The sequence below is a fragment of the Variovorax multivorans genome (assembly GCF_051216835.1).
GTDB lineage: Bacteria > Pseudomonadota > Gammaproteobacteria > Burkholderiales > Burkholderiaceae_C > Variovorax.
Window position 1 is genome coordinate 393,394 of the sequence record NZ_JBPJZL010000003.1, and the last position, 15,764, is coordinate 409,157.

General features: G+C 67.1%; 16 protein-coding genes. 9 read left to right on the forward strand and 7 right to left on the reverse strand.

The window, feature by feature from the left end; genetic code table 11:
* Window positions 1-16: 16 nt before the first annotated feature.
* The 4 genes from ctaD to ACSFCA_RS08940 form a co-directional block, all read right to left on the reverse strand.
* Window positions 17-1,657, reverse strand: coding sequence for a cytochrome c oxidase subunit I (gene ctaD, locus ACSFCA_RS08925; protein WP_093057627.1), 1,641 nt, complete (start codon window positions 1,655-1,657; stop codon window positions 17-19).
* Between the two features lie 46 nt (window positions 1,658-1,703).
* Entirely contained in the window at window positions 1,704-2,882 is a 1,179-nt protein-coding gene (coxB, locus tag ACSFCA_RS08930; RefSeq protein WP_093079525.1) for a cytochrome c oxidase subunit II, read from the reverse strand.
* 61 nt (window positions 2,883-2,943) lie between these two features.
* A complete protein-coding gene (locus ACSFCA_RS08935; RefSeq protein WP_258355231.1) occupies window positions 2,944-3,420 on the reverse strand; it encodes a DUF2244 domain-containing protein in 477 nt (158 codons plus the stop codon).
* Between the two features lie 236 nt (window positions 3,421-3,656).
* Window positions 3,657-4,571, reverse strand: a complete 915-nt coding sequence (locus tag ACSFCA_RS08940) for a class I SAM-dependent methyltransferase (protein WP_435459215.1) — start codon at window positions 4,569-4,571, stop codon at window positions 3,657-3,659.
* A gap of 23 nt (window positions 4,572-4,594) precedes the next feature.
* On the opposite strand from ACSFCA_RS08940, the gene ACSFCA_RS08945 reads away from it, so the two are divergent.
* The 3 genes from ACSFCA_RS08945 to ACSFCA_RS08955 all read left to right on the forward strand — a co-directional run bounded on the left by ACSFCA_RS08945 (window position 4,595) and on the right by ACSFCA_RS08955 (window position 6,254).
* The gene (locus ACSFCA_RS08945) at window positions 4,595-5,338 is read left to right on the forward strand and encodes a phosphoribosyltransferase family protein (protein ID WP_435459214.1); all 744 of its coding nucleotides are present in this window, start codon (window positions 4,595-4,597) and stop codon (window positions 5,336-5,338) included.
* Window positions 5,339-5,356: 18 nt separating this feature from the next.
* Window positions 5,357-5,818: a tRNA (uridine(34)/cytosine(34)/5-carboxymethylaminomethyluridine(34)-2'-O)-methyltransferase TrmL gene (gene trmL / locus ACSFCA_RS08950; RefSeq protein ID WP_056595198.1), complete on the forward strand. Its 462-nt coding sequence runs from the start codon at window positions 5,357-5,359 to the stop codon at window positions 5,816-5,818.
* 139 nt (window positions 5,819-5,957) lie between these two features.
* Window positions 5,958-6,254 carry a DUF4148 domain-containing protein gene (locus ACSFCA_RS08955; protein ID WP_435459213.1) on the forward strand — a complete coding sequence of 99 codons (297 nt, stop codon included), beginning with the start codon at window positions 5,958-5,960 and terminating at the stop codon, window positions 6,252-6,254.
* A gap of 27 nt (window positions 6,255-6,281) precedes the next feature.
* Here the strand turns inward: ACSFCA_RS08955 and ACSFCA_RS08960 are convergent, their stop codons facing one another.
* Together ACSFCA_RS08960 and ACSFCA_RS08965 are read right to left on the reverse strand one after the other, a co-directional pair.
* A complete protein-coding gene (locus tag ACSFCA_RS08960; protein WP_435459212.1) occupies window positions 6,282-6,752 on the reverse strand; it encodes a MaoC family dehydratase in 471 nt (156 codons plus the stop codon).
* An 82-nt stretch (window positions 6,753-6,834) separates the two neighbouring features.
* The gene (locus ACSFCA_RS08965; RefSeq protein ID WP_435459211.1) at window positions 6,835-7,455 is read right to left on the reverse strand and encodes a ParA family protein; all 621 of its coding nucleotides are present in this window, start codon (window positions 7,453-7,455) and stop codon (window positions 6,835-6,837) included.
* A gap of 92 nt (window positions 7,456-7,547) precedes the next feature.
* Between ACSFCA_RS08965 and kefF the strand changes: the two genes are divergently transcribed.
* Window positions 7,548-8,297, forward strand: coding sequence for a glutathione-regulated potassium-efflux system oxidoreductase KefF (gene kefF, locus ACSFCA_RS08970; protein ID WP_435459210.1), 750 nt, complete (start codon window positions 7,548-7,550; stop codon window positions 8,295-8,297).
* Between the two features lie 2 nt (window positions 8,298-8,299).
* A complete protein-coding gene (gene kefC / locus ACSFCA_RS08975; RefSeq protein WP_258353034.1) occupies window positions 8,300-10,165 on the forward strand; it encodes a glutathione-regulated potassium-efflux system protein KefC in 1,866 nt (621 codons plus the stop codon).
* Window positions 10,166-10,180: 15 nt separating this feature from the next.
* Here the strand turns inward: kefC and ACSFCA_RS08980 are convergent, their stop codons facing one another.
* The gene (locus ACSFCA_RS08980) at window positions 10,181-11,047 is read right to left on the reverse strand and encodes an amidohydrolase family protein (protein WP_093177541.1); all 867 of its coding nucleotides are present in this window, start codon (window positions 11,045-11,047) and stop codon (window positions 10,181-10,183) included.
* A 104-nt stretch (window positions 11,048-11,151) separates the two neighbouring features.
* Between ACSFCA_RS08980 and ACSFCA_RS08985 the strand changes: the two genes are divergently transcribed.
* From ACSFCA_RS08985 to ACSFCA_RS09000, 4 genes are read left to right on the forward strand one after another with little or no spacing between them, the layout of a single operon-like run.
* Window positions 11,152-11,925: a crotonase/enoyl-CoA hydratase family protein gene (locus ACSFCA_RS08985; protein ID WP_093057617.1), complete on the forward strand. Its 774-nt coding sequence runs from the start codon at window positions 11,152-11,154 to the stop codon at window positions 11,923-11,925.
* Window positions 11,922-13,775: a feruloyl-CoA synthase gene (locus tag ACSFCA_RS08990; protein ID WP_258353032.1), complete on the forward strand. Its 1,854-nt coding sequence runs from the start codon at window positions 11,922-11,924 to the stop codon at window positions 13,773-13,775. Before ACSFCA_RS08985 ends, ACSFCA_RS08990 begins: the two co-directional genes overlap by 4 nt.
* Before the next feature lie 20 nt (window positions 13,776-13,795).
* Window positions 13,796-14,560 (forward strand): SDR family NAD(P)-dependent oxidoreductase, encoded by a 765-nt coding sequence (locus ACSFCA_RS08995; protein ID WP_258353031.1) that lies wholly within the window; start codon window positions 13,796-13,798, stop codon window positions 14,558-14,560.
* 53 nt (window positions 14,561-14,613) lie between these two features.
* Complete coding sequence (locus ACSFCA_RS09000) at window positions 14,614-15,759, forward strand: ABC transporter substrate-binding protein (RefSeq protein WP_258353030.1); 1,146 nt, start codon at window positions 14,614-14,616, stop codon at window positions 15,757-15,759.
* Window positions 15,760-15,764: the final 5 nt, after the last annotated feature.

Below are 15,764 nucleotides of genomic sequence, written 5' to 3' on the forward strand. Positions count from 1 at the left end.
ATCAGTCACTGGGCGATCAGCCGATCACCTTGGTGGCGGTCGCGTCGAGCTTGGGCGGGTTCTCGAAGGTGTGGAACGGTGCCGGCGAAGGCACTTCCCATTCAAGGCCCTCGGCGCCTTCCCACGGCTTCTGCGTGGCCTTCTCGCCCTTGCCACGCATGGTGGGCAGCACGATGAAGAGGAAGAAGTACACCTGAGCGAAGCCGAAGAAGAACGCACCGACTGACGCCACCGCGTTGAAGTCGGCGAACTGCATCGGGTAGTCGGCATAGCGTCGCGGCATGCCAGCCAGGCCCAGGAAGTGCATCGGGAAGAAGGTCACGTTGAACGAGATCAGCGACCACCAGAAGTGCACCTTGCCGCGCGTTTCGTTGTACATCACGCCGGTCCACTTGGGCACCCAGTAGTAGAAGCCCGAGAACATGGCGAACAGCGAGCCGGCCACCAGCACGTAGTGGAAGTGGGCCACCACGTAGTAGGTGTCCTGCAGCTGCGTGTCGATCGGCGCGACGGCCAGGATCAGGCCGGTGAAGCCGCCCATCGTGAACACGAAGATGAAGCCGACCGCGAACAGCATGGGCGTCTCGAAGGTCATCGAGCCCTGCCACATCGTTGCGATCCAGTTGAAGATCTTCACGGCCGTGGGCACCGCGATCAGCATGGTCGCGTACATGAAGAACAGCTGGCCGGTGAGCGGCATGCCGGTCGTGAACATGTGGTGCGCCCACACGATGAACGACAGGATGGCAATCGACGAGGTGGCATACACCATCGAGGCATAGCCGAACAGGCGCTTGCGGGCAAAGGCCGGCACCACCTGGCTGATGATGCCGAAGGCCGGCAAGATCATGATGTACACCTCGGGGTGGCCGAAGAACCAGAAGATGTGCTGGTACATCACCGGGTCGCCGCCGCCGGCGGGGTTGAAGAAGCTGGTGCCGAAGTGGCGGTCGGTCAGCGTCATCGTGATGGCGCCTGCGAGCACGGGCATCACGGCGATCAGCAGGTAGGCGGTGATGAGCCAGGTCCAGCAGAACATCGGCATCTTCATCAGCGTCATGCCGGGGGCGCGCATGTTGAGGATGGTGACGATGATGTTGATCGAACCCATGATCGACGAGGCGCCCATGATGTGCATCGCGAAGATGCCGGCGTCCATCGAGGGGCCCATCTGCAGCGTGAGCGGCGCGTACAGCGTCCAGCCCGCGGCGGGTGCGCCGCCGGGCATGAAGAACGAGCCCACCAGCATCAGCGCCGCCGGGATCAGCAGCCAGAAGCTGAAGTTGTTCATGCGCGCGAACGCCATGTCGGAGGCGCCCACCTGCAGCGGGATCATCCAGTTCGCGAAGCCCACGAAGGCCGGCATGATGGCGCCGAACACCATGATCAGGCCGTGCATGGTGGTGAACTGGTTGAACAGCTCGGGGTTCACCAGTTGCAGGCCGGGCTGGAACAGCTCGGCGCGGATCAGCAGCGCGAGCACGCCGCCCACCATCAGCATCGTGAAGCTGAACAGCAGGTAGAGCGTGCCGATGTCCTTGTGGTTGGTCGCGAACACCCAGCGGCGCCAGCCGGTGGGCGCGTGGTGGTCGTGATGCTCGTCGTGTGCGTGGTCGCCGGGGACTGCGTGACCGTGGGGGTCGAGGACTGCACTCATTTCGTTGTTCCTTGCAATTTCTTCGTCGCGGGGCGCTGCTGCCGCATCACTTGGCGCGCAGGGCCAGCACTTCGGCCGGCTGCACCAGCTGGCCCGTCTTGTTCGACCAGCTGTTCTTGGTGTACGTGGCCACGGCCGCGAGGTCGGTATCGCTCAGCTGCTTCCAGGAGGGCATCGCGCCGTTGTTCTGGCCGGTGAGCAGCACCGTCAGCTGGATCTTGTGATCGGCGTCGGTCACCTTCGGGGAGCCGTCGAGCGGCTTGATCGGGCCAGCGCCCTTGCCGTTGGCCTGGTGGCAGGCGGCGCAGTTGGCGGCATAGACCTTCTCGCCGCGCACCAGCATGTCGGGCAGCGCCCACACCTTGGTCGGGTCGTCGAGCTTGGCTGCGGCTTCCTTGCGCTTGGCGGCCACCCAGGTCGTGTAGTCGGCCGACGAGACCACCTTCACGTGGATGGGCATGTAGGCGTGTTCCTTGCCGCACAGTTCCTGGCACTGGCCGTAGTAGTCGCCCACGGTCTCGGCGCGGAACCAGGTGTCGCGCACGAAGCCGGGGATCGCGTCCTGCTTGAGGCCCAGCTGCGGCACGGCGAAGGCGTGGATCACGTCGTTCGCGGTGGTGATGATGCGGATCTTCTTGTTGACCGGCACCACCAGCGGGTTGTCGACCTTGAGCAGGTAGTCGTCGGGCATCGCGCCCTTGGCGCCTGCGTCGGACATGGCGCGCTGCGAGCTGTCGAGCGTGGAGATGAAGGCCAGGCCCTCGCCTTCGCCGTTCAGGTAGTCGTAGCCCCACTTCCACTGGTAGCCGGTGGTCTTGATCGTGAGGTCGGCGTTGGTGGTGTCCTTCTGGGCCACCAGCACCTTGGTGGCGGGCAGCGCCATCACGATCACGATGAGGAAGGGCACGATGGTCCAGATGACCTCGACCACCACCGACTCATGGAAGTTGGCCGCCTTGTGGCCGACCGACTTGCGGTGCTTCCAGATCGAATAGAACATGACCGCGAACACGGCGACGAAGATGACCGTGCACAGGATCATCATGATCGTGTGGAGCAGATGCTGCTCCTGCGCGATCTTGGTCACGCCGACCGGAAGATTCAACTGGCGCACCGAAGGGCCGCCGGGCAGATCGTTGACTGCGTGCGCCGCGCTGCTGAAAGCCGCGCCGGCCGCCAGCAACAGATTCGCCGGCCTGTACTTATTGCGCCAAATGCTCTTCATCGTGTTCACGTTTCTTCAATTTTTTCGACAAACCCAACCGTGCAGCACTGCGCGAGCCCCCTCAGGCGCCACGCAACGCCATGCGAATCTCGCGGGCCAAAGCCGCACGCAACTCCGGGCGTACATAGCGCCCCACCCTGACCGATCGACCCTGCCCCGAGACCTCGATCAGCGAGCGATCGCCGGTCTCGGGTTCGATCCGCACCTGGTGCGGAAGAAATTCCGTGCGTTCGTAGTGCCCGCCGTTCTCGAGCTCCACGACGAGCCGCCCTTCCTGCAGCGCGATCTTTTCGCCGTCGGTCGCATGCCGTGCATAGACCATGAACGCAAATCCGACAGCGGCCAGTTCGAGCCAGGCAAAAGGCAGTACCAGCGGCGCACCGTGCAGCCAGAACAGGGTGCCGATGCCGAGCGATACCACGCACAGCGAGGCGTAGAGCCAGCCCAGCTGGCTCGGCGTCACCGAGCAATTCCGCTTCAGGAACCAGTGGATGCTCTGGCCTGAAACGGTGGCAAATCGAAACACGGAATTCGACACGGGCGAGTTCAGCAAATCGGTGCGTCGACGGTCGCCAAACCCCTCGTACAAACAGGATTCGACACCCCTCGATCGCGGGACAATACCCGCGAGTTTCACGCAACGGCGGATTGTAGCGGGTAGATATCTGCGCCCGAGTGCCCTGTGGGACGCCTACGGGTCACTACTAGTAGGCAAAAAACGGCTCGTGCGCCAAGCGTTTTTGCCGCGCGATCAACAGGCGATCGAACGGGCGATCAAGCGCCCGGCCGACCCCGCTGCAGCATCGAGCGCATCTCGCGCAGCGACACCGCGCTTTCGGCCGACAACGACACGCGCGGCGCCGGCTTGAAGGCATGGCCGTAGATGACCTCGAAGGTCAGCGCGATGCGCCCGCCTCCTTCTTCGGCCGGCGCGAGTTCGGGCAGCGCCTTCTTCAACGACTGGTGCCAGGCCTTGCCGCGCAGCGCCGCAAAGCGCGACGGGTGCAGGTTGCGGCCCAGCGTGCGTAGCTCGGCCAGTGCCGCCTCGGGCGTGGCCCAGGTCAGCACGATGCGCTCCATGTCCATCACGGGTTCGGCGAAGCCGGCGTGCACCAGCATGTCGCCCCAATCGTGCATGTCGGTGAACTCGTGGCCCGCGGCAGGCCAGCCGAGACGGGCATGCAGCGCGCGCAGTTCGCGCACCGTGTCGGGCCCGAGGCAGGAGAACATGAGGAAGCCGTCGGTCGCTACCAGCTTGTGCCAGTGCGAGATCAGCGCTTCGGGGTCGGCCGCCATGTGCAGCGACATGTTGGCCCAGAGCAGGTCGACGCCGTCTTCGGGCGGTGCGTCGAAGCGCGCCTTGCCGGCCTGCCAGCGGCGCGCGCTCCACCACGGCGCGCTCAGCGCCTGGCCGGTTGCGGCGGCAAGCGCCGGCTCCGGCTCGATCACGAAAGAAGCGGCGTCCTTGTAGCGGCGGGCGACGAGCTCATGCGCCTCGAGGCCGCTGCGCAGCGGCGCCCAGTCGGCCCAAGTGCGGGGCTGGGCCTTGATCCATTGCAGCCGGTCTTCCATGCGTCGGCCGATTTCTTCGTGCAGCCAGGGGGAGCCGTCGGCAGGCGCGAGCTGGCGCCAGCGGGCGGCCGCCGTGGCATCGATGGTCGGCGGTCGTCGTGAGGGGTCGGTGGCCATGGGGCCGTGAGTATATTGAGGCAATGCTCAGCCATCGGGCCCTGTGGCCTTTCCTGCCTTTCGCGCCGTTCAGGCCCCTCACTTCGCTGCTTGCACGGCTGCCCAGCCAGTGCGCGGTCTGCCGCGCCTGGCCCTCGCGCCCGGTGTGCGATGCCTGCGTGGCCCGCTTCGCGCCGCCCACCGCGCGATGCGGCAGTTGCGCGCTGCCCGTGCCCGAGGGCGTGAGCCGCTGCGGCGAATGCGTGAAGCACCCGCCGCCGCTGGACGCCTGCCTCGCGGCCTGCACCTACGCGTGGCCGTGGCCAGACGCCATCGCAGCCTTCAAGTTCCGTGGCGAGGCAGGCTGGGCCGGGCCGTTCGCCACGCTGCTGCGCAGCGCGCCCTGGGTGGAACCGGCGCTGGAAGCCTGCGACGTCGTGCTGCCGATGCCGCTGGCGCCCGGTCGGCTACGCGAACGCGGCTTCAACCAGGCGCACGAGCTGGCGCGGCGGCTGGCACCTTCCAAGACCGACGCCACCCTGCTCCTGCGCACCCGCGAGACGCCCGCCCAGAGCGGCCTTTCGCGCGCCGACCGGCTGCGCAACCTGCGCGGCGCCTTCGCGGTGGAGCCGCAGCGTGCCGAGGAGCTGCGCGGCCGGCGCCTCGTGCTGGTCGACGACGTGATGACCAGCGGCGCCTCGCTGTTCGCCGCCGCCGAAGTGCTGCGGCTGGCCGGCGCAGCCCACATCACCGCCGTCGTGCTGGCCCGGACCGATCCGCCACGCTGAGCCGCCGACAATCGGCGCATGTTCCATATCGTCCTGGTCCACCCCGAAATTCCGCCGAACACCGGCAACGTGATCCGGCTCGCAGCCAACACCGGCTGCACGCTGCACCTGGTCGAGCCGCTGGGCTTTTCGATGGACGACCGCCTGCTGCGCCGCGCCGGGCTCGACTACCACGAGTACGCCGAAGTAAAGCGTCATGCCGACTGGCAGGCCCTGCTCGCCACCGAGCAACCCGCGGCCGACCGCATGTTCGCCCTGACCACGCGCGGCACGCGAGCCGTGCATGACGTGCGCTTCCAGCCCGGCGACTGGCTGGTGTTCGGCTCGGAAACCAGCGGCCTGCCGCCCGCCGTGCGCGACGGCTTTGCCGAGCCGCAGCGCTTGCGGCTGCCAATGCGCGAAGGGCAACGCAGCCTGAACCTCTCGAACGCAGTGGCCGTGACGGTATTCGAGGCCTGGCGGCAGAACGGCTTCGGCTGACAGAAAGAAACAAAGCCGCCGCCCCTTCGGGCATCAGGGACGCATCCGATCGGCGAAGCGGGCCGTATGGAAGACATGCCGGCCGCAAAAGCGACCCGGCATCTGGTCCATCCACCGCTTTGCCCCAAGGAGTCTTGCCATGAATGCCATCAAGTCGATTGCCTCTGCCACCTTCGCCACGCTCGCCCTCGCCAGCGGCGCCCAGGCCTTCCAGGGTGAACAGAACCCGCTGCCGCCCACGCCTTTCCAGTCGACGCTGTCGCGCACGCAAGTGCAGGCCGAAGCGCGCCAGCCGCTGCAGATCAATAACGGTGGCACCGGCGTGCAGCAGGCCAGGAGCAGCAACGTCGACCGCAACGCGGTGCGCGCCAGTGCACTGAGCATTACCCACCAGGGTGCAGCCACCTACGGCGAAGTGACCGATCGCCGGATGTAAGAAGAAAGAGGAAGGGCTGCCGCTTCCTCAGCGGTAGCGGCGCACTACCGACTCGGCCACGCAGGCCGGCTTGGCAGCGCCTTCGAGTTCGATGGTGGTCTCCCAGGTCATCTGGAAGCCTTCGTTGGCAATCGCTTCAGAGGTCAGCAGCTTCATGCGGGCCCGCAGGCGCTTGCCCACCGGCACTGGCGACATGAAGCGCACCTTGTTCAGGCCGTAGTTCACGCCCATGCGCGACTCGACCACGTCAAGCGCCGTCTCGTAGAAGCGCGGCAGCAGCGACAGCGTCAGAAAGCCATGGGCGATCGGCCCGCCGAAGGGGCCGGCCTTGGCCCGCTCGATATCGACATGGATCCACTGGTGGTCGCCCGTCGCCTCGGCGAACTGGTTGACCTGCTCCTGTGTGATGGTGATCCAGTCGCTCACGGCGACTTCCTGGCCGACGCAGGCGGCGAGATCCTGAAGGGTCTGGAATGTCTTTTTGGTCATGCGGGGCATTCTGGCGTCCGGGGCGCTCGCGCGGCTGTCGGGCGGGCGACAACCGGGCTCAGGGAAAACCGGGAGAAGACGGCCAAGCAGCTCAGGCGTCGAGCCATTCGCAGATCGGCTGCCACTGCTCCAGGTCTCGCTGCACGCGGCCGGGCGCGATGTCGAACAGCGTGAGCCCGCGCGCCGCGAGTTGCACGTAGTTCTGCGTGTCGCGCAGCTCGCCGACCACCGGCACGCCGAGCCCGGCGATGAACTCGTGGAGCCGGTCGGCCGCCAGCGTGCGGGCGTTCACGCGCATGCCGACGAGGCCGATCTTCGTTTTCTCGGCGCGGCGCTGCTCCATCAGCCGGTCGAGGAAATCGCGCGTGGCGTAGATGTCGAAGATGCTCGGCTGCAGCGGCACGATCACCCGGTCGGCCAGCGCCAGCACTTCCTTGAAGCGCCAGCCGTGCAGGCCGGCCGGCGTGTCGAGCACCGCGTGCGTGGTGCCGCGCGGCGGGCGCACCACCGTGCTCTCGCCCGTAGCTTCCCAGGTGGCGATGGGCCGGGCCAGTGGCGGGCGCAGGCCCAGCCAGAGCCGCGAGGACTGCTGGCGATCCACGTCGCCCAGCATCACGGCATGGCCGCGGCTTGCGAAATAGCCCGCGACATTCGTCGCGATCGTCGACTTGCCGACCCCACCCTTGGGATTGGCGACCAGAACCACCGGCATAAAGCTCTCCTCCAGAACTGGGACAGCCGGAATGGTAGTCGCTGGCGCGCTTTTGCCCGACGCACCGGCCCTGACTGAGATATGTTCGCGGGATGACGACAACAACATCCATGGGAACTTCCGCCGACAGCTCCGGCGGCAATTCCGGCGGCATCTACGTGCTGGCGGCGCACCCGCACTGGCGCGACTCCCGCGTCAACCGCCGCATGCTCGCCGCCGCGCGCGCCGTGCCCGGCGTCGACGTGAACGACCTCTACGGCAGCTACCCCGACTTCGCCATCGACATCGAGGCCGAACAGGCCCGACTCGCCCAGGCCAGCCTGGTGGTGCTGCTGCACCCGATCCAGTGGTACTCGATGCCCGCGCTGCAAAAACTCTGGGTCGACGACGTGCTCAGCTACGGCTGGGCCTATGGTCCCGGCGGCACGGCCCTGCAGGGCAAGGACTTGTGGCTGGTCGCCACCACGGGCAGCCCCGAGGCGAGCTACCACCCGCAGAACTACCACCGCTATTTCTTCGACGCCTTCCTGCCGCCCTACGAGCAGACCGCCGCGCTGTGCGGCATGCGCTTTCTGCCGCCGCTGATCTTCTACGGCGCGCGCAGCGCCAGCGAGGCGGATGTGAAGTCGCATGTCGAAACCTTCGCCCAGCGACTGGGCAGCTACCCAGACTGGCCAGAGATCGAGGAGATCGACGCCTGCGTGGCCTGTCCGGTACCCGAGAGCGATCGGCCGGCCGAGGTCGATGAGCTCGACAAGGCGGCCGCCAGCGCCTTCCATGCCGCCGTGACCCACGGCCTTGCGAACGCCTCCGCAGACAACCACGGCAAGAAGGCGGCCTGAGCATGGAACACGCACCCGCCTGGCTGACCAACAGCCTTATCTATCTTGGCGCCGCCGTGCTGGTGGTGCCGCTTTCGAAGGCCCTGGGCCTCGGCTCGATCATCGGCTACCTCGTGGCCGGCATCGCCATCGGCCCCTGGGGGCTGGGGCTCGTGTCCAGCGTCGAGGACGTGCTGCATTTCGCCGAATTCGGCGTGGTGCTGATGCTGTTTCTCGTGGGCCTCGAACTCGAACCCAAGCGCCTGTGGAGCCTGCGCCGACCCATCTTCGGCTGGGGCGCCGCGCAGGTGCTGAGCTGCGCCGTGGTGCTGTTCGCCGTGGGCTGGGCCGTGGGCGCCGAATGGCGCGTGGCGCTGGTGGCCGCGCTGGGCCTGGCGCTGTCGTCCACCGCCATCGCGCTGCAGGTGTTCGGCGAACGCAACCTGCTGAAGACGCCCAGCGGGCAGGCCGGCTTCTCGATCCTGCTGTTCCAGGACGTGGCGGCCATCCCCATCCTCGCGCTGCTGCCGCTGCTTGCGGGCGCCACCGCGGCCGAGCAATCCATTACCGGGCTGGAGCGCGCGCTCGAAGCCGCAAAAATCCTCGGCGTGATCGGCGGCATCATCCTCGGCGGCCGGCTGCTGCTGCGCCCCATCCTGCGCTGGATCGCGCGCAGCGACACGCCCGAGATCTTCACCGCCGCCGCTCTCTTGCTGGTGGTGGCCATCGCGGCGCTGATGCAGCTGGTGGGCCTGTCGATGGCGCTCGGCGCATTCCTTGCCGGCGTGCTGCTGGCAGAAAGCGAATACCGGCGCGAGCTCGAAACCGACATCGAGCCCTTCAAGGGCCTGCTGCTGGGCCTGTTCTTCATCGCCGTGGGCATGTCGATCAACTTCGGCGTGTTGATCGCGAGCCCGTGGGTCATGGCGATGCTGGTGGTCGGCTTCATGGTCATCAAGCTGGTGGTGATCTATTCGCTCGCCAAGGCAATGGGCATCGCCTACCAGGAGCGGCCCGTGTTCACGCTGCTGCTCGCGCAGGGCGGCGAGTTCGCCTTCGTGGTGTTCCAGGCCGCGGGGCCCGACGTGCTGCCGCCCGAGATCACCTCGCTGCTGATCGGCGCGGTGGCGCTGTCGATGCTGCTGTCGCCGCTGCTGCTGGTGCTGCTCGACAAGTTCGTGCTGCCGCGCTACAGCCGCAATCAGGGCCCGCAGCTCGAAGAAATCTCGGAGCAGCAGGACGCCAAGGTGCTGATCTGCGGCTTCGGCCGCTACGGCCAGATCGTCGGGCGCATGCTGATGTCGCAGGGCCTGCGCGTGACGGTGCTCGACCACGACGCCGACACCGTCGAAGGCCTGCGGCAGTTCGGCTTTCGCGTGTTCTACGGCGACGCTACCCGGCTCGACCTGCTGCGCACCGCGGGCGCGGGCACGGCCAAGGCCATCGTGGTGGCGGTGGACGACATCGAGCAGTCGCTCGAAATCGTCGACCTCGTGAAGGAGAACTTTCCGCAGGCACGCATCATCGCGCGGGCACGCAACGTGACGCACCTGTTCCAACTGCGCGACCGCGGCGTGACAGAGGTCGAGCGCGAGGTGTTCGAATCGTCGCTACGCAGCGCCCGCGCGACACTGGAGGCGCTGGGCTGGCCGGCGCATGAGGCGCGCGAATCGACCATGCGCTTTCGTCGCCGGAACATCAAGCTCAGCGACGAGATCTATCCGCACTACAAAGACCGCGCCAAGCTGATCGCCGCCAACAAGGCAGGCCGGCAGCAGTTCGAGGAGCAGATGGCGCGCGAGCGCGAGGAGCGGCAGCGCCGCTCGGGGCGCGACTGGGAGCGGCTGGACGGCGAGGAAACCGCGCCGAAGGAAGAAGCGGACGCGTAGCGCCCGCGCCACCGGTCAGGCCGCCAGCTTCAGCAGCCTGACCGCATTGCCCTTCAGGATGCCCGGCATCACCTCGGGCTTGAACCCTGCCGCCTCGAAGTCGCGCATCCAGCGGTCGGGCGTGATCAGCGGGTAGTCGCTGCCGAACAGGATGCGGTCCTTCAGCAGTGTGTTGGCGTACTGCACCAGCTGCTTCGGAAAGTACTTGGGGCTCCAGCCCGACAGGTCGATCCACACGTTGGGCTTGTGCGTGGCCACGCTCAGCGCCTCGTCCTGCCAGGGGAAGCTGGGGTGTGCCATCACGATCTGCATGTCGGGGAAGTCGATGGCCACGTCGTCCAGGTGCATCGGGTTGCTGTACTCCAGCCGCAGCCCGCCGCCGCAACGCATGCCAGAGCCGATACCGCTGTGGCCGGTGTGGAAGATGGCTGGCAGGCCGTATTCGGCAATCACTTCGTAGATGGGCCAGGCCATCTTGTCGTAGGGGTGGTAGCCCTGCACCGTCGGGTGAAACTTGAAGCCCTTCACGCCGTGCTCTTCGATGAGCCGGCGCGCCTCGCGTGCGCCCATCTTTCCCTTGTGCGGATCGATGCTGCCGAAGGCGATCATGATGTCGCTGTTCTTCTGCGCGGCCTCGGCAATTTCCTCGTTCGGGATGCGACGGCGGCCCATGTTCGATTCGGCGTCGACCATGAACATCACCAGGCCGATCTTTCTTTCACGGTAGTACGCCACGCTCTCCGCAATGGTGGGCCGGCCGCTGGAGCCGAAGTACTTGTCGGCGGCGCGGTCGTATTCCTCGCCGTAGTTGTCGAAGGGGTTCCAGCAGCTCACTTCGGCGTGGGTGTGGATGTCGATCGCAATCAGGTTCTGGTGGTCCATGTGTTTGTCTCCAGTACGGGTAAGTCCCTAGGCCCGGGCAGGTCCAAATGCCTTGAATTGATTATTTCTCATAACCATAATCCAACGCAACCCCGAACACCATCATGACCAATCCAGACCTTCACATCGAGCTCCGCGACGAAGTCGCCATCGTCCGCCTGACGCGCGGCACCAAGCGCAACGCGTTGTCCGACGGCCTGATCCTCGCGCTGCGCGACACCTTCGAGAAACTGCCCTCCACCGTGCGCGCCGCGGTGATCGACGGCGAAGGCCCGCATTTCTGCGCCGGCCTCGACCTGAGCGAGCTGAAAGAGCGCGACGCCGGCCAGGGCCTGCAGCACTCGCGCATGTGGCACGCGGCGCTCGACCTCATCCAGCATGGCCCGGTGCCGGTAGTAGCGGCGCTGCACGGCGCGGTGGTCGGCGGCGGGCTCGAGCTGGCCAGCGCCTGCCACATCCGTGTGGCCGATCGCTCCACCTTCTACGCGCTGCCCGAAGGCTCGCGCGGCATCTTCGTGGGCGGCGGCGGCTCGGTGCGCATTCCCAAGCTGATCGGCGTGGCTCGCATGACCGACATGATGATGACCGGCCGCGTCTACAACGCCGAGGACGGCGAGCGCGCCAACTTCGCGCAGTACCTGGTCGACGAAGGCACGGCCTTCGACAAGGCCTTCGAACTCGCCAAGCGCATCGCCACCAACGCGCCGCTGACCAACTACGCGCTGATGCACGCACTGCCGCGCATCGCCGAGCAGTCGGCCGACCACGGCTTCTTCACCGAAGCGCTGATGGCCGGCATCGCACAGGCCGCCCCGGAAGCCAAGGAACGCGTGCGCGATTTCCTCGAAGGCCGCGGCGCCAAGGTGAGCAAGACATGACTGCCATCCGATACCGTCCCCTGGCCTTCGGCGTCACCCGCGCCGTGCTGCGCGACGGCGCACCGGGCACGCAGTACCTCACCGCCGAGACGCAGCTCGAAACCTACCGCGAGCGCATGACCGACCGCCTCGCGCACTGGGCCGAGACCACACCCGATCGCACCTTCATCGCCCGCCGCGAACGGCTGGCCGACGGCAGCACCGGCGACTGGATCCGCGTGAGCTACGCCGAGGCGCTGCAGAAGGCCCGCGGTATCGGACAAGCCCTGTTGAACCGCGGCCTGAGCGCCGAGCGCCCCGTGGCCATCCTCAGCGAGAACGGCATCGATCACGCGCTGCTCGCGCTGGGCTGCCTCTACGCCGGCGTGCCCTACTGCCCCGTGTCGCCGCCCTACTCGCTCGTGAGCCAGGACTTCGAGAAGCTGCGCCACGTGTTCGACACGCTGACCCCTGGCCTCGTGTTCGCCACCGATGCCGCACGCTACGGCCGCGCCATTGCGGCGGTCGTTCCGGCCGAGACCGAAGTCGTCATTGCAGAAGGCCAGCTCGAAGGCCGCGCCACCACCTCGCTCGACGCACTGGCCTCGACACCCGCCACGCCGGCCATCGACGCGGCCATGCAGTCGACCGGCCCCGACACCATCACCAAGTTCCTCTTCACCTCGGGCTCCACCAAGATGCCCAAGGCGGTGATCAACACGCATCGCATGTGGTGCGCCAACCAGCAGCAGCTGCGCCAGTCGATTCCCGCGCTGGGTGAAGAGCCGCCCGTGCTCGTCGACTGGCTGCCCTGGAACCACACCTTCGGCGGCAACCACAACGTGGGCATCGTGCTGGACAACGGCGGCACGCTCTACGTCGACGACGGCAAGCCCACGCCCGGCGGCATGGCCGAGACGCTGCGCAACCTGCGCGAGATCGCGCCCACCATCTACTTCAACGTGCCCACCGGCTTCGAGGCCATCGCGCACGCCATGGAAACCGACGCGGTGCTGCGCCGCAACCTGCTGTCGCGCGTGAAGATGTTCTTCTACTCGGGCGCCGCGCTGTCGCAGCCCGTGTGGGACAGCCTGCACAAAACGCAGGAGTCTGAAGTCGGCGAGCGCATCGTCATGGGCACTGGCCTCGGCATGACCGAATCGGGCCCCTTCGCGCTCTACGTGACCGGCCCCGACGTGAAGTCGGGCGACGTGGGCCTGCCCGCTCCCGGCATCGAGCTCAAGCTGATCGACGTCGACGGCAAGACCGAGGTGCGCTACCGCGGCCCCAACATCACGCCCGGCTACTGGCGCGCACCCGATGCCACGGCCGAGGCCTTCGACGACGAAGGCTTCTTCTCCACCGGCGATGCCGTCAAGTGGATAGACGACGACAACATCCACCGCGGCCTGCGCTTCGACGGCCGCATCGCAGAAGACTTCAAGCTCGCCACCGGCACCTTCGTGAGCGTGGGCCCGATGCGCGCGAAGATCATCGCGGCCGGCGCGCCCTACGTGCAGGACGCGGTGCTGACCGGCATCAACCTGAAGGAAGTCGGCGCGCTGATCTTCCCGACGCAGAAGGTGCGGCAGCTCGCCGGCCTGGCCCCCGACGCCACCATGCAGCAGGTGCTCGAAAGCGCACCGGTGCAGGCGCACTTCCAGCAGGTCGCAGACACGCTGGCCGCGAATGCCACAGGCAGCGCCAACCGCATCGCGCGGCTGCACCTGATGGCCGATCCGCCATCCATCGACAAGGGCGAAGTGACCGACAAGGGCTCCATCAACCAGCGCTCCGTGCTCAAGCACCGCGCCGCGCTGGCCGATGCAATGCACGACGGCACCCTGCCCTTCACCGTCAAGCCCCGCTAACCCATCCAGGAGACACAAGAATGAAGATCGAAGGACAAGCCGCCCTCGTCACCGGCGGCGCATCGGGCCTCGGCGAAGCCACCGCGCGCGAACTCGCACGCCTGGGCGCCAAGGTCGCAGTGCTCGACCGCAATGCCGCGCTCGCTGAAAAGGTGGCAGCGGAGATTGGCGGCGTCGCCTGCGTCTGCGACATCACCGACACCGACAGCGTGAACGCTGCGCTCGACAAGGCCGAGGCCGCGCACGGCACCGCCCGCATCCTGATGAACGTGGCCGGCATCGGCAGCGCCAAGCGCATCGTCGGCAAGGACGGCAACCCCGCGCCGCTCGAAGACTTCGTGCGCGTGGTCAACATCAACCTGATCGGCGGCTACAACATGGCGCGCCTGTTCGCCGCGCGCTGCGCGAAGCTCGACGCGCTCGACAACGGCGAAAAAGGCGTGATGCTCTTCACCGCCTCGGTCGCCGCCTTCGACGGCCAGGTGGGCCAGCAGGCCTACAGCGCCTCCAAGGGCGGCCTGGTCGGCATGACGCTGCCGATGGCGCGCGACCTCGCGCAACACGCCATCCGCGTGTGCACCGTGGCGCCGGGCCTGTTCGCCACGCCGCTGCTGCTGGAGCTGCCCGAGGCGGTGCAGCACTCGCTGGCCGCGTCGATCCCGTTCCCACCGCGCCTGGGCAAGCCATCGGAATTCGCCGAGCTGGCCTGCCACGTCGTCACCAACGGCCACCTCAACGGCGAGGTAATCCGCCTCGACGGCGCCCTGCGCATGGCGCCGCGCTGAGCCCCTTTCTGCGTTCCCAAGTTCCCGCCCTTACAACGTATCAGGAGACACCAATGACCTTCAGGAAGACCACCCTCGCCGCCGTGCTGGCGCTCATGGCCACCGGCATGGTCGGCATGGCCCATGCCGACATCACCATCGGCGTGGTGCAGCCGCTCACGGGCCCCGCCTCGGGCCTGGGCATTCCGGTGAAGAACGGCATCATGATCTGGCCCAAGACCATCGCGGGCGAAACGCTCAAGGTAGTGGTGCTCGACGATGCCACCGACCCGACCACCGGCGTGAAGGACGCGCAGCGCCTGGTCACCGAAGACAAGGCCGACGTCATCGTCGGCTCCAGCGCCACGCCGGTCGCCATCCCGATGGCCGACGTGACGGCCGAAGCGGGCACGCCGCAGATCTCCACCGCGCCCGCCGGCCTGCCGCCGGGCAAGGACAAGTGGTTCTTCCGCCTGCCGCAGTCGAATGACGTGATGGCTTTCGCAGTGGTCGCGCACATGAAAAAGCAGAACGTGAAGACGGTCGGCTTCCTCGGCTACACCGACGCGTACGGCGAGCTGTGGCTGAAGGCGCTGACCGCAGAAGCCGCGAAGAACGGCATCAAGATCGTCGCCACCGAGCGCTTCGCACGCGCCGACACCAGCGTGACCGGCCAGGTGCTGAAGCTCACGTCCGCCAACCCGGATGCGATCCTGATCGTGGCCTCGGGCAGCGGCGCCGGCATGCCGCAAAAAGCGGTGATGGAGCGCGGCTTCAAGGGCAAGGTCTACCAGACGCATGCCGCCGCCACGCAAGACCTGATGCGCACCGCCGGCAAGGACGCCGAAGGCACCTTCGTGGTGTCGGGCCCCGCCACCGTGGCCGAGCAACTGCCCGACAGCCACCCGTCGAAGGCCGCCGCGGTCGCTTTCGTGCAGGGCTACGAAAAGGTTTATGGCCCCGGCTCGCGCAACCAGTTCGCCGGCCACTCGGCCGACGCGCTCACAGTGCTCGAAAAGGCCGTGCCCGTCGCACTCAAGAAGGCCAAGCCCGGCACGCCCGAATTCCGCGCCGCACTGCGCGACGCGCTCGAAAGCATGGGCCGCACGGTGCTCGCGCACGGTGTGCTCAACTGGACGGCGCAGGACCACTGGGGCTACACGACCGAGACCGGCGTGATGCTCAAGGTGGTGAACGGCGCCTTCAAGGTCGAACAGTAATTCTT